This window comes from Streptomyces sp. NPDC058864 (assembly GCF_042742985.1).
GTDB lineage: Bacteria > Actinomycetota > Actinomycetes > Streptomycetales > Streptomycetaceae > Actinacidiphila.
Window position 1 is genome coordinate 1 of sequence record NZ_JBHYMQ010000126.1, and the last position, 12560, is coordinate 12560.

At 68.9% G+C, this 12560-nt stretch carries 14 protein-coding genes and 1 pseudogene; 8 read left to right on the forward strand and 7 right to left on the reverse strand.

Annotated elements, in window-relative coordinates; translation table 11 throughout:
• The first annotated feature begins 250 nt into the window (after positions 1 to 250).
• Positions 251 to 739 carry a DUF7144 family membrane protein gene (locus ACFW3D_RS41125; protein ID WP_500513528.1) on the forward strand — a complete coding sequence of 163 codons (489 nt, stop codon included), beginning with the start codon at positions 251 to 253 and terminating at the stop codon, positions 737 to 739.
• 209 nt (positions 740 to 948) lie between these two features.
• Positions 949 to 1163 (forward strand): annotated as a pseudogene (locus ACFW3D_RS41130) (aldo/keto reductase); the annotation flags it as partial.
• Between the two features lie 319 nt (positions 1164 to 1482).
• On the opposite strand, the gene ACFW3D_RS41135 reads toward ACFW3D_RS41130, so the two are convergent.
• The 4 genes from ACFW3D_RS41135 to ACFW3D_RS41150 form a co-directional block, all read right to left on the reverse strand.
• On the reverse strand, positions 1483 to 2574 hold the full coding sequence (locus ACFW3D_RS41135) for a zinc-binding dehydrogenase (RefSeq protein ID WP_500513529.1): 1092 nt from the start codon (positions 2572 to 2574) through the stop codon (positions 1483 to 1485).
• A gap of 147 nt (positions 2575 to 2721) precedes the next feature.
• Positions 2722 to 3471: an SDR family NAD(P)-dependent oxidoreductase gene (locus tag ACFW3D_RS41140; RefSeq protein WP_500513530.1), complete on the reverse strand. Its 750-nt coding sequence runs from the start codon at positions 3469 to 3471 to the stop codon at positions 2722 to 2724.
• A gap of 85 nt (positions 3472 to 3556) precedes the next feature.
• Positions 3557 to 4177 carry an NAD(P)H:quinone oxidoreductase gene (wrbA, locus tag ACFW3D_RS41145; protein ID WP_500513531.1) on the reverse strand — a complete coding sequence of 207 codons (621 nt, stop codon included), beginning with the start codon at positions 4175 to 4177 and terminating at the stop codon, positions 3557 to 3559.
• Positions 4178 to 4478: 301 nt separating this feature from the next.
• Positions 4479 to 4877: an ATP-binding protein gene (locus ACFW3D_RS41150; RefSeq protein ID WP_500513532.1), complete on the reverse strand. Its 399-nt coding sequence runs from the start codon at positions 4875 to 4877 to the stop codon at positions 4479 to 4481.
• Positions 4878 to 4953: 76 nt separating this feature from the next.
• On the opposite strand from ACFW3D_RS41150, the gene ACFW3D_RS41155 reads away from it, so the two are divergent.
• From ACFW3D_RS41155 to ACFW3D_RS41180, 6 genes are all read left to right on the forward strand, one after another.
• A complete protein-coding gene (locus ACFW3D_RS41155; protein ID WP_500513533.1) occupies positions 4954 to 5406 on the forward strand; it encodes a transposase family protein in 453 nt (150 codons plus the stop codon).
• On the forward strand, positions 5325 to 6095 hold the full coding sequence (locus ACFW3D_RS41160; RefSeq protein ID WP_500513534.1) for an ISAs1 family transposase: 771 nt from the start codon (positions 5325 to 5327) through the stop codon (positions 6093 to 6095). Before ACFW3D_RS41155 ends, ACFW3D_RS41160 begins: the two co-directional genes overlap by 82 nt.
• Positions 6096 to 6675: 580 nt before the next feature.
• Positions 6676 to 7716: a PP2C family protein-serine/threonine phosphatase gene (locus ACFW3D_RS41165; protein ID WP_500513543.1), complete on the forward strand. Its 1041-nt coding sequence runs from the start codon at positions 6676 to 6678 to the stop codon at positions 7714 to 7716.
• 631 nt (positions 7717 to 8347) lie between these two features.
• Positions 8348 to 9211: a universal stress protein gene (locus ACFW3D_RS41170; RefSeq protein WP_500513536.1), complete on the forward strand. Its 864-nt coding sequence runs from the start codon at positions 8348 to 8350 to the stop codon at positions 9209 to 9211.
• 254 nt (positions 9212 to 9465) lie between these two features.
• Positions 9466 to 9597 carry a hypothetical protein gene (locus tag ACFW3D_RS41175; protein ID WP_500513538.1) on the forward strand — a complete coding sequence of 44 codons (132 nt, stop codon included), beginning with the start codon at positions 9466 to 9468 and terminating at the stop codon, positions 9595 to 9597.
• Positions 9594 to 10247: a glucose-6-phosphate dehydrogenase gene (locus ACFW3D_RS41180; protein ID WP_500513544.1), complete on the forward strand. Its 654-nt coding sequence runs from the start codon at positions 9594 to 9596 to the stop codon at positions 10245 to 10247. Before ACFW3D_RS41175 ends, ACFW3D_RS41180 begins: the two co-directional genes overlap by 4 nt.
• A gap of 66 nt (positions 10248 to 10313) precedes the next feature.
• Here ACFW3D_RS41180 and ACFW3D_RS41185 read toward each other — a convergent pair whose 3' ends face one another.
• From ACFW3D_RS41185 to ACFW3D_RS41195, 3 genes are all read right to left on the reverse strand, one after another.
• Positions 10314 to 11213 carry a slipin family protein gene (locus tag ACFW3D_RS41185; RefSeq protein WP_500513539.1) on the reverse strand — a complete coding sequence of 300 codons (900 nt, stop codon included), beginning with the start codon at positions 11211 to 11213 and terminating at the stop codon, positions 10314 to 10316.
• 145 nt (positions 11214 to 11358) lie between these two features.
• Positions 11359 to 11859 (reverse strand): DUF2399 domain-containing protein, encoded by a 501-nt coding sequence (locus ACFW3D_RS41190; RefSeq protein ID WP_500513540.1) that lies wholly within the window; start codon positions 11857 to 11859, stop codon positions 11359 to 11361.
• Between the two features lie 11 nt (positions 11860 to 11870).
• Positions 11871 to 12317 (reverse strand): hypothetical protein, encoded by a 447-nt coding sequence (locus tag ACFW3D_RS41195; protein WP_500513542.1) that lies wholly within the window; start codon positions 12315 to 12317, stop codon positions 11871 to 11873.
• Positions 12318 to 12560 lie beyond the last annotated feature (243 nt).

Sequence of the window (12560 nt, forward strand, 5' to 3'; positions counted from 1 at the left end):
GGCGGCTTACCCGGGTTCCCCCGCCCTCGGCCGGGGCGTCCCCCTGTTGCACACCCCCCCCTCCCCTAATCCGGGGGGTGGGCCCCCCCCCCCACCCGGGGGCCTGCCCCACCCGGCGAGTGGGTCACGGTGGTGTGACCGCTTCTGGAGTCGCGGTGCCGGGAGAACCTGGTGATCCTGTCAGAGAAGCGTGGCCGCCACTGCAGGGGCAGTGTGCGCCGGGGCCGCGCCTGACAGGAAGGCGGCAGCCATGGCAGCGGTGCCCGACTCACGGCAAGGGCGCGGGGGGCCTGAGAGCAGTGGCAAGACGCTCAGCGGTGCGTCTGTGGCTGCCGGGGCCTTGCTGATGCTCAGTGGCCCGCTCAGCATCCTGATGGGCGCCTCCGCTATCGCCAAGGACACGGTGCTGGCGACGTCGTCCCGCTATGCCTACCGGTTCGATCTGACCGCCTGGGGCGTGATTCACCTTGTCATCGGGGTGGCGCTCGTCATTGCCGGCCTGGGCGTCCTGATGAACAAGAGCTGGGGTCGCGGGGCCGGGGCAGCGGTGGCAGGGATCAGCCTGATCACTCAGTTCATGTTCGTGCCGTACTACCCGGGATGGGCCATTCCCGTGATGGTCCTTGACCTCATCATCGTGTTCGCGCTGACGAGGTTCCATGCCGGAACCAGCGGCGGCCACGGAACCCATCAGGCCCTACTGACGGGCACCAGCCGCAGTTGGTCGAGTCGCCCATGAGCGAGATGGGTTGACCTCGAGGTGCACGCTGCCGCGCGAGGCCGACGCGGACAACCCGAGCTGACTGGCTGCCGTTGCAGTGACGGTTGAGCCTGCCAGGGCCTGGTGGCTGGCCCGTAGCCTGAGTGTGGTCTGTCTGGCCGGCGGCGGCCGGATGCCGCGTTGACGGCGCCGGCCAAGCAGACACCCCGCCCCTGCTGCTGCGGGCGCTTTTCGCCAACGGGCGCCCGGGAACAAGATGCTTCACGTGTGGACCGCCGACGCCACGAAGCGCTCGATCGAAGACAGCCTGAAGCGCCTCCAAACCGACCGCCTGGACATCGTATGGGTGCACGACATCGCCCAGGACTTCCACGGCGATCTATGGCTGCAGAAGATCGAAGAGGCCCGCACGGGCGCCTTCCGCGTCCTCACTGGCCTGCAACCTCACCCGTGTCGCCGACTGGATCGCCGAGCCGACCACCGCCCGCCGCCGATCAACACGCTTCCACACTCTGTGCACCGCTGCCGCATGACCCAGGAACATCACCAACAGAGTCCTGGTATTGAGGCTAGTTCTACGATCCCCCGGCGCACACTGGTCTCGCTCACCGCGGCTGCCCGGGCGGCACCTCGATCGTGCGCGTGATGACGACAACGGGACTCCTGGAATCGAACCACCCTGCTCGCACAAGTTGATCCACCAGGAGTCCCGTTACCGCCGATGGTTGAAGATCTCTGATCCAACGGCGTTGAGCGGGCTACTACGGCACGATCACGGCCTTGAGCGGCTCGCCGCGTCCGACAGAGTCCAACGCGTCCTGCGCCTGATCGAGCGAGAAGCGGTGGGTGACCATCTCGGCCAGCGGGAACCGCTGGTGGCACATCCGGGTGATCCGGATCGTGTTGTACATGTGCCGCGGCGTGGTGTAGGCCGAGCCGATGACGCTGATGTTGCGGTTGTTGAGGTAGCGCGGCTCGACCGGAGAGGTGCCCGGCGCGGACCACAGACCGAGGATGACGTACGTACCGTTGGTGGCGACAAGCGGGAGACCCTCGGTGAACGCCGGGACCCTGCCGGCGGCCTCGATGATTACGTCCGCGCCACGGCCGTCCGTGATCTCCATGACCGCGGCGGCCCGATCTTGCTCGGTCGTCTTCGTCACGTCGATGACGGTGGTGGCTCCGAGTTTCTCAGCCATCTCGAGCCGGTTGGCCGGTGCGCCGAGGACCGTGACGCTCCCCGCGCCGGCGAGGTGTGCCAGAAGTGTGGCGGCCAGGCCGACGGGGCCGGAGCCCTGCACGATGACGTCCTGCCCGTACTGGATGCCGCCCAGGCGGTCGAGGGCGTGCAGTGCCGTGGGCATGGCGCAACCGAAGGCGATGAGAGCCTCGGCCGGGACGTCCTGCGGGATTTTGAAGAACGTCATGCCGTCCGGCAGCCAGGCGTACTCTGTGTAGGTACCCACCGGCGGCTTGTCACCGTGCTGGTGCAGCTGGTATGTGACCAGGTTGGGGCACATGGAAACGTCTTCCAGGACGGTGCAGTAATAGCAGCGATAGCACGGCAGCGCGGGCTGCCAGTACACGAGGTCTCCCACCGCGACGGGCTCTCCGGCATAGTCCGTGGTCACCTCGGAGCCGAGCTCCTCGATACGGCCGATGGCCTCGTGCCCGAGGACCATCGGGTTGGGCAGCGTGATATCGCCGGACTGGAGGTGATGGTCCGTGCCGCACACACCGGACATCTCGACCGAGACGATGACGTCACGGCTGGATGCGGACGGGGTGGGGCGCTCCCAGATCTCCAGGGGAGAACCGGGCTTTACCAGCACAGCGCGCTTAACGTTGCGCATGATCTGCGACTCCTTTGCTCTTCTGTTGGGTGCCGGGGCCAGGTCGTCCGGCGGGCGTCGCCGGAGGGTCGCACTGACCCGAGGTGTGACGTTTTCGCGCAGCCTCCATCGGCCCCAGAGGAGCTGATCGGCGGGCTGGCGGATGGGTCAGCGGGCGTAGCCGCCGTCGGCCATGATGGTCTGGCCGGTGACGAAGGCGGCGTCGTCGCTGGTGAGGAAGGCGATGGTGCCGGTGAGGTCTTCGGGAAGGCCGTTGCGCTTGATGGCCTGGGCCTGGGCGGCGGCGTCGCGGGCTTCCTGGGGGTGGACCTGCTGGCTGCCGGGGGTGATGGTGAGGGTCGGGCCGACGGCGTTGACGGTGATGCCGAACGGGGCGAGGTCGTTGGCCAGGCCGCGGCTGAAGCCGATGTTGCCCATCTTGCTGGCCATGTAGTGGGAGATGCCGGGAACGTTGGTGACGATGGAGTTGGAGGTCAGGTTGACGATGCGGCCCCAGCCGCCCTTCTTCATGGTCTGCAGTACGGCCTTGACCATGAGGAACTGCGAGTCGAGGTTGACGGCGATGACGCGCGTCCACGTGTCGTAGTCGAGGTCTTCGATGTCGCGGAAGGGAAAGATGCCGGCGTTGTTTACCAAGATGTCGGTGCGTCCGAGTCGGTCGGCGACCTCCTTGCCGACGGCGGCGGTCTGATGCGGGTTCGACACGTCGGCGGTGAGGCCGAGTGCGGTGTGTCCCTTGCCGGCGAGCAGGGCGACGGTTTCGTCAGGGCTGTCGAGGTCGACAGCAACGACGGTCGCGCCGCGCGCGCCGAGGTCGAGCGCGATGGCCTGGCCGATGCCGCGCCCGGCGCCGGTGACGACGGCCACGCGGCCCGTGTGTGTCTGCGGAACTGACATGTCAAAACTCCTTGTGCTGTGAACTGGTTTACCTTCAGCCGCGCCCGAGGTCGGTGTTCGCCGGGCATTCACGCCCGGGGATCCGTCATGCCGCGCGGCCGGCCTTCATGATCCGGGCGACGTCGGCGATTCGTCGGCCCTGGAAGGCGCCGGCGGCGCGGGCCGTGCTGTCGACGGGGAACTGCGCGTCGGCACCGGTCACGTGCGAGGTGCCGTAGGGGTTGCCGTCGACGAACTTCACGGGATCGGTGAAGCCGGGGGGCACAATAAACCCGCCGAAGTGGTAGATGGAGTTGTAGAGCGCCAGCAGCGTGGATTCCTGGCCGCCGTGGAGCTGCGCTGTGGAGGTGAAGCCGCTGTACACCTTGTCCGCCAGCAGGCCCTGGGACCATAGGCCGCCGAGGGTGTCCAGGAACTGCTTGACCTGGCTCGCGACGTTGCCGAAGCGAGTAGGGGTGCCGAAGATGACAGCGTCGGCCCACTTGATGTCGTCCGGTGTGGCCACCGGAATGTGCTCGGTCGCTGCGGCGTGGTCCGCCCACGGCTTGACGCCTGCGACCACTTCCTTGGGCGCGAGCTCGGCCACGCGCAGCAGCCGCACATTGGCTCCGGACTCGGCCGCACCGGCGGCAATGGTCTCCGCCAGCTGGTGAATGGTGCCGGTGGAGGAGTAGTAGATGACGGCGACATTCGGCGTGTGGGGCATGGTGTGGTCCATTTCAGTGCGAACGCCTGAGCCCGGAGGCCTCGGCGCATGGGGGAGGGAGAAACCGGGGTCGGTCAACGGTCCTCCCGGCATGTCGTAGGACACGACACGGCGACGGCGCTGGGAGACTGTCGCCTCAGAGCTGCGTGCGCAAGCAATGAAACATTAAGCCGGAGCGCCCACCCACGCCATGAGACATATGGCCTACTCCCCGAGCCGTAGGCGCTCATCACCGTTGTCGCGTCGGCGGCGCCGCGGACCTCGGGCGCTGGGATGAGTGCCGCGACCGGGACCGCCCTGGTCAACAAGTTCCTGCGCGCCGTTCTCCGCGGCCTCGCATGCGGTAGGACTCGCCTTTGAGGGAGTGGACCACGGCGTGGTGGACGAGGCGGTCGATCGTGGCGGCGACGGTGTCGTCGCCGAAGGTCCCACCCCATCGATCTGGGGCTGGCGCATGTTCCCTCACAGTGACGTCAGATCCGGGCAGTGAGGTTTTCTCAGTGAAATGATCTTCGTGAAACGTTGTGAACTGCTCGCCTCTGGGCGGATCGGACGAAGTCACCCTGGTCGTGGGTAGACGTAAAGCCCCTGGTAGGCAGGGTCTTTGAGAAGTCTCGAGGTGGGCGGTTCGCCTGCTGAGTACTGGATGTGACGGGTTGTCGGCTTCCGTCGGCAGCGGCCCTGGACGCAGAGCTGGCATGGCCGCTGGTGATCATGTGGGTGTCGAGTCCGTATGAGCACCGAGCGAGTCCATGCCTGCGCGTCCATCTTCCCGTATGCCGTCATGCCTGCAGCAACTGGGCGCCCCCTCCGGCCCCATCGCGCCGGAAACGGTCGCTGACCTGCGGACCTACCTGGTCGAGGTGCCTGATCCACGGGCCCGTCGCGGCGTCCGCCACTCGTGGACGGCCCTGCTGACCGCGGCGGCGGCCGCCGTTTTGTCCGGCGCCGCCTCGATCACGGCAATCGGCGAGTGGGTTGCCGACGCGCCGCAGCGCGTCCTGGCGCTGCTCGGGTTCCGCCCGGACCCGCTGACCGGCCTGATCCGGCCGCCGCACTCCACGACCATCCGTCTCGTCCTGGCCGCCGCGGACGGCGACGCCCTGACCGGGCCGTCGGACGCTTCCTCCAGGAACGTCAGGACCCGGTGTCCGGCCGGCGGGCCATCGCCGTCGACGGCAAGACACTCCGCGGGTCCCGCACCAAGGACCGGCCGGCCACCACGCTGATCGCCGCGATGACCCACAGCGGCCAAGTCCTCGCCCAAAGGCAAGTCGACCGTAAGAGCAACGAGATCCCAGCCTTCGCCCCACTCCTGGACGGCTTCGACCTGACCGGAACGGTGATCACCGCAGACGCCCTGCACACCCAGCACGACCACGCCTCCTACCTGCACGAACGCGGAGCCCACTACCTGGCCGTCGTCAAGAGGAACCACCCCGGCCTGCACGACAAGGTCCGCCGCCTGCCCTGGCACGACATCCGCCTGGACCACTACGAACGTGGCCGGGCCCACCACCGCGACGAGATCCGCCGACTGAAGACTGCCGCGTTCGCCCACCTCGACTACCCCCACGCCCGCCAAGCCCTCCAAGTCGTGCGCTGGAGAGGTGACCTGGCCACCGGCAAGCCGACGATCGAGCGGATCTACCTGGTCACGAGCCTGCCGCCCGGCGCAGCCACCGGCAGCGAACTCGTGGCCTGGATCCGCGGACACTGGCGCATCGAGAACCAACTCCACCACGTCCGGGACCGCACCTTCCACGAGGACGCCTCGAAGATTCGCACCCGGCACCTGCCCCGCGCCATGGCCGGTCTGCGCAACCTCGCAATCGGCGTCCACCGCGAGGACGGCCACACCAACATCGCCGCCGCACCAGCCGAGACCACCAGCGACCCCTCACCGCCCTCGGACTGACCTGACGAACCCGGACACAAGATCACTTCTCAAAGACCCTGCGTGAGCAGGTAGGACGAACCCTCCCCGGAATCGGGCAGACGTGAAGCCCCTGGTAGTGCGTCCTGAACATGGAAGGAAGTTGGTTGTAGGACAGCTTCTGAAAGTGATGCTGTGCGGAAGATGGCAACTGCCACGAGAGCGCGGGGGAACTCACGGGTAGGCTGGACAAGTACGCGCGGTTGTTCCAGAGGCAGGTGAAGGACACCGACGGCCGGGAGCGGGCGATGTGGTGTAGCCGCGCGGCCGAGGCTGCTGGGCCTTGCATGGTCCCTCGGTCCGTCGCCCCCTGCAGCGGCTGAATTCGGGAGTCAGGTGTCACACCCGGCGTTCCGGGCAGGATCCCGTAGGAGCTGATGTCGGTGCTCGCGTTGATCATCCCCGGTGTCTGCACGGCCTCGCAGGCGGGTGCTGGTTCCGGTGGCACCCTGAGGGTACTCCCCACCGCGTCCCAGTGCGGGAAACCGAGGGCGCGCAGCGGCCGATCCGGAGGAAGTCGTTGTCCGTGAGGGAAAAGGACGTCACTGGACTGCTGGCGGCGATGCCGTTTGCCGTTATGGTGGTCGTTGCCGTCGTCGATCTCGTAGCAGGCGAGGGCATCGGTTTTCTTCCGCTGTTCTCCCTCGGCCCGGCCTTCGCGAGCCTGGTCGGAGGTCCGCGCCGGACCGCCGCGATCGGCTTGATGGCACTTCTGCTGTGCCTGATGATCGGGGCCTACGACGGCCTGCTCCAGACCCCACGTGGCCAGACCGCGCTCCTGTCTGTCGCAGGTGTCTCCCTCGCTGCTCTCGGAGCGACGGTGATGCGACGGAGGCGGGAGGCGGAACTCACTGCCGTACGATCCGTCGCGGAGGCTGCCCAGCGGGTGCTGCTACGGCCGGTGCCCCGTTTCGCCGGTAATCTGAGGATCGCGGTTTCGTACACCTCCGCGACAGCGGAGGCACTGATCGGGGGCGACCTGTACGAGGTCGTGGTGTCACACGGTGCGGTCAGAGTCATCGTGGGCGACGTCCAGGGCAAGGGACTCGAGGCGATCGAGACCGCCGCCGTCGTCCTGGGAGCCTTCCGCGAGGCCGGGCACGACGAAGTGGATCTGCTCTCGGTGAGTTCCCGAGTGGAACGAGCGCTCAACCGTAGACTGTCCGGGGAGAAATTTGTCACCGGTGTGCTGGTCGAGGTCGAGGGCGACCGTGCTGTCGAGCTGCTCAACTACGGCCACCCGGCTCCGCTCGTTCGTCGAGCGGACGGTGCCGTGATCTTCGCCACGCCCCCGACGACAGCTCCGCCCCTCGGTCTCGCGGATCTCGGGCCCGCGCACCCGGTCCCCTACCGGCTGCCGCTGGTCCCCGGCGATCAGATGTTGCTGTACACCGACGGCGTGACCGAGGCCCGGGACAGCGACGGCCGTTTCTACCCGCTCGGCGAGCGCAGCCATTTCCTGGAGGCCCCGGACCCCGACGAAGCGCTGCAGGCCCTCCGAAAGGATTTGGAGCACCACATCGGCGGTCCCGTACGCGATGACGCCGCGATCATGCTGATCCGCTACCGGGACGACGGCGGCTCGCTCCCCGATGTGGTCTGACAGCCTCCAGGACGCTTCTGCCGAGTCGGTGGGCGTCGTGGGCCCCGGCACCGTACACGGGTGCCACTACCGCGTGGAGGCGAGCGACCGTCCTCTGTGGGTTCGGCCGTGGTCCGGGCCGCAGCCTGCGGGCTGGCAGCGTACTCGACGGTCCGTCCGCCGGACTGCCCAGGTACATCTCGCGCCGCCCCACGGCGGCAGGTCCTCGGTAAGCGGCATCCTCGGATCCCGCCCCATCCCGCGTCACCGAGGTCAATGTCGTCGGCAGGTGGGCTGCCTTGAGGTCCACCGGGTCCGTCTACCGACCGGTCGTCGCGGCTCGCGTGCCTCCCTACCCGCCCACCTGCCTCGGGACCACGACGGGGTTTGCACAGCCCGTGCGTCGCCGACACGCGACAGCTGGTCACCCGGACGTCGCAGCGCGGCCAAGGCTCTGCCCGCGTCGGTAGGCCCCCCGGCGCGGACCGACCCGCGGCGTGCTCTCAGCCCCTGGGTACGTCACAGGCAGGCACAGGCAGAAAGAGTAGCTTCACACCAAATTGCATGATTGAGTAGCTTTTCGCGTATCGCCACAAGGCGTACCTGCTCGTGACGTCGTCTGTCGCAAGACCCTGCAACCAGGAGGAAGACCATGTCCCGACCCATCGTCGTCGGGGTGAGCGGCTCCGACGAGAGTCTGGCGGCAGCGGACTGGGCCGCGGACGAGGCTGCACTGCGGGGAAGCGAGCTGCGCCTGGTGAACGCTTCCCGATGGCAGGAGCACGCGATTTCTGCCCTGCAACCGGCCAAGGACGTCGCGGCCTCCCGCGCACGCGGCCTTCTCGAGACCACGCAGGAACGGATCAGAGCACGCCACCCGTCTGTCGCCGTGACCTCCGATGAAGTCGAGGACGACCCCGCCGAGGCCCTGCTCGCCGCCTCCTCCGACGCGGAATTGCTGGCGGTCGGCACTCACGGGCTGGGCACTGCCGGTGGCTTCCTGTTCGGATCCGTGGGGCAGGAGGTGGCGGCCACGTCCCAACACCCAGTGGTGCTGGTCCGCCCGGCGGGCGAGGACGTGGGCCGGGAGCGCAGCGGTGCTGGCTCCGACCGCGTGGTGCTCGGTCTGGACGTGCGGCAGACCGAGGACGAGCTCCTCGATTTCGCCTTCGACTACGCGGCACGGCACGAGGCCTCGCTGCACATCGTGTGCACCTGGCACCTGCCGGCGCTGCACCGCGACGCGGCGGCACCGGGCGGAGCTGAGACAGGCCTCCAGGCGGCACTGGCGGGGGCCATGCGTGCCTACCGGGATAAGTTCCCTCAGGTTGAGGTGGAGGAGGAGACCGTATCGGGCCGGGCGGGGAGTCACCTCGTCTCGGCGGCGGAAGGCGCGCGACTGCTGGTCGTCGGCCGCCGGGGTTCCCCGGGAAGGGGAAGCGCGCACATCGGCCCTGTTACCCACGCGGTGATCCACCACGCCCCTTGCGCCGTGGCCGTCGTCCCGCATGCGTGACACCACGACGGCGCACCTGGGCAGGAGGCCGGACGTCCCGCCCGCGGTCCGCAGCGGCGGGCGACGTCGCCTGCCCGGGCAACCGAACTACCGGCCCGCCGGGTCCGCGGAGGAAACGGGGAACCGACGATGGCCACTCGGGGACCGTGTTGCGCGGCGAATCCGGTGGCCACCGCCGAGAAGACCGGTTGAGGCCGCCATGTCCCACGGTTCCTCCTCCCTGAGTCACGGTCCGGACCCTGAGGACCGTCGTTGTGCTCTTCGGTGCGACCGGTGACCTCGCCCGGCGCACGCTGCTCCCCGGGCTGTTCCAAACCTCGCCAAGGCCGGGCTGCTGCCAGCCCGCTACCGCATCGTCGGCTCCGCGCCGGCCCAGAGTGCGCTGAGCGACGAGGAGTTCCCCAAGCACGCACGGGACGCCGTCTCGGAATTCGATTGGTCCAAGCTCCAGGGCCGCGCGAGGCAGGAGTTCGAGGCGGCGCTTTCGTTCGGCGAAGTCGGGGACACCGAGACGTTGATCGCGCTGCGGGTGGGGATCGACAACTGGCGGTGGGCGGGGGTGCCGTTCTATCTGCGCTCGGGCAAGTGCCTGGCGGAGGCGCGGCATGTGGTGACCCTGGGCTTCCGGGAGCCGGCGCTGCGTATGTTCCCGCTGGCCGCAAGGGGCCACGCCGGGGACCGGAGCAACGCGCTGGTGATCGACTTCGACGACCCGGGCCGGATCACGGCCTCGTTCCTGGTGAAGGACCCGGGCCCCGCCATGCGCCTGAGCAGGGCGGAGACGGTCTTCAGCTACGCGGAGTCCTTCAACTCCATGCACGCGCTGGAGGGTTACGAACGCCTGCTGCTGGACGCGATGCTGGGCGACCAGTCGCTGTTCACCCGCTCGGACGGCATCGAGCGCCTGTGGGAGGCGTCGACCCCGCTGCTGGAGAACCCGCCATCGGTCGAGCCGTACGCCAAGGGCTCGTGGGGCCCGGACAGCGTCCGCCGGCTGATCGCGCCGCACCACTGGAGCCTGCCGCACCGCAGGTGAGCGCCGGACGTTCCGGTCGTGCCTGTCATTTTCGGCGGCGCCGCAGCCAATGCGCGCGGTGGCGGGTCACCGGTGAGCATCCTGGAGCCTGCGGCGCGTCCCGTGCGCACCGTTCTGGTGATCGGCTGCCGGGTTCAGGGCCGGCTCTGGTTCCCCCGGTTCCGGGAAGTGGCGCGACGGCACGTCCGAACTTGCCGCGGTCTCGGGCGGGGTCGCCCGTTCCAGGAAGCGCAGCAGCTCGACGGGGAATGGCAGGACGAGCGTCGAGTTCTTCTCCGCCGCTACCGCGACCACGGTCTGCAGTAGACGCAGTTGCAGGGCCGCGGGCCGTTCGGCCATGGTCGTCGCCGCTTCCGCGAGCTTCTTGGACGCCTGCAACTCGGCGTCGGCATTGATGACGCGGGCCCGGCGTTCCCGGTCGGCCTCCGCCTGGCGGGCCATGGACCGTTTCATCGTCTCCGGCAGCGAGACGTCCTTGATCTCCACGCGGTCGATGGTCACTCCCCATTCGACGGCGGGGCTGTCCATCATCAGCTCCAGGCCCTGGTTGAGCTTCTCCCTGTTCGACAGCAAGTCGTCGAGATCGCTCTTGCCCAGGATCGAACGCAGCGCGGTCTGGGCCATCTGCGACACGGCGAACCGGTAGTCCTCGACGCGGAGGATGGCATCCGCCGGGTCGACCACCTTGAAGTAGATCACGGCGTCGACCCTGACCGTGACGTTGTCCCTGGTGATGCCGTCCTGGGCCGGAACGGGCATCGTCACTATCTGCATGTTCACCTTGTGCATCCGGTCCACGAAAGGAACGATCATCGTGAGTCCGGGTGCCCTGATCGCGCCTCGCAGCCGGCCGAAGCGGAGCACCACGCCTCGCTCGTACTGCTTCACCACGCGCGCGGCGGCCGCCAGGTACAGCAGGCCCGCGAGGACACCGAATGCCAGCAGTGTCAGCAATCCCTCCGTCATGATGTTCGCCTCCTATGTCACCGTTTAGTGACCTTATGCCCGCTTTGCCATTACTTGACCCTTTGGAGTCCGCAGCGGCCGTGGCGGGACCGCAACGCGTGACGCCTGCCGGAGTCGGTCACGCGGCAACCAGAACTCGGCAGCGTCAGGCGCCGGCAAGGTCGGCGAGGAGCAGCGGCAGCAGGCGCTCCTCCATGACCGCCCGGCCCGACCCGGCCAGGGCCCGGGCCAGTCCGGGGTCCCAGGGGCTGGGCGCGGGCGGGCCGGCCAGGGGCGTGGACTCGCCGTGGCCGAGGGCGGCGGTGTAGTCGGCCTCGGCCATCCGCCACGGCTCGGCGCCGTGGCGGGCCAGTGCCGCGGCGGTGATCCGCAAGCCCGGCCAGTCGAAGTCGGCACGCCAGCGCAGGCGTACGCCCGCCCTGGCGGCGTCGCCGAGCAGCCGGTGGCAGGCGGCGGACGGTACGCCCTCGGTGCAGACCAGGGCCGCGCCGGTGCCCTGGAGTTCCGCGGCGGCCGTGCGCAGGACGGCCGGGTTCTCGCAGACGAAGACGGTGCGGGCGGCCGGGATCACGGGGCTGGGGGCGGAGGCCAATTGGTGGAGGGCCAGCCGCAAAGGGATGCCGGCCTCGCGCAGCCAGCAGCTCACCGGTGGTGGATCTACTGGGCGAGCCGGGTGAGCAGGGGGTCCTGCGGGCACACCCGCGGCGGCTGGCGCGCCGTGGGCCGCGACGACGCGGGCGTTCTCGTGCCCACGCCGTCGGAGTCGTCCCATTCCGGCCGGTAGTCCTGGCCCGCGGCGGCGAGTTGGGCCTGAAGTACGTCCAGGGTGGGGGCGAGGCGGGTGACGGACTGCTCGACGCCGTTCTCGGTCGGGGCCAGGTCGCGGTGGCCGCCAGGACGGCCTGGTGCATGGCGTCGACGGCAGGCGGCAGGTCCTCGTCGGCCCAGTCGGCCTCCTGCGCGGGCCAGGCGAGGCCCGGCGCGCAGTAGTTGCTTCCAGTCGAGGCGCTGCGCCGGGGCCCACGCGCCGAGGTCCTCGCCCTGGACGCTGGTCTCGCCGGGCGTGTTGTGGTCAGGGCGTGAAGCGGTACTCCGCCACGACACGCTCACCCCCCTCTTGAACATTCCCCTGGGGTGTCACCTGTTCGCTGGCGCACGTCAATGCCCGGCCGGGCACGGTGGACGTCCCCGCAGACCCGACACCACCCCGTGCACCATCCCGTTCGCTATGGCGTGCACGATCGCGTGCACCCCAAGGGTCCTTGACGTGCCTTAGGGGCTTGCACGTCGGGGGGAAGCTGGCTCGGCTCCTTCGTATCCTTCCTCGCGGCGGTGAGTGGCCGTTGT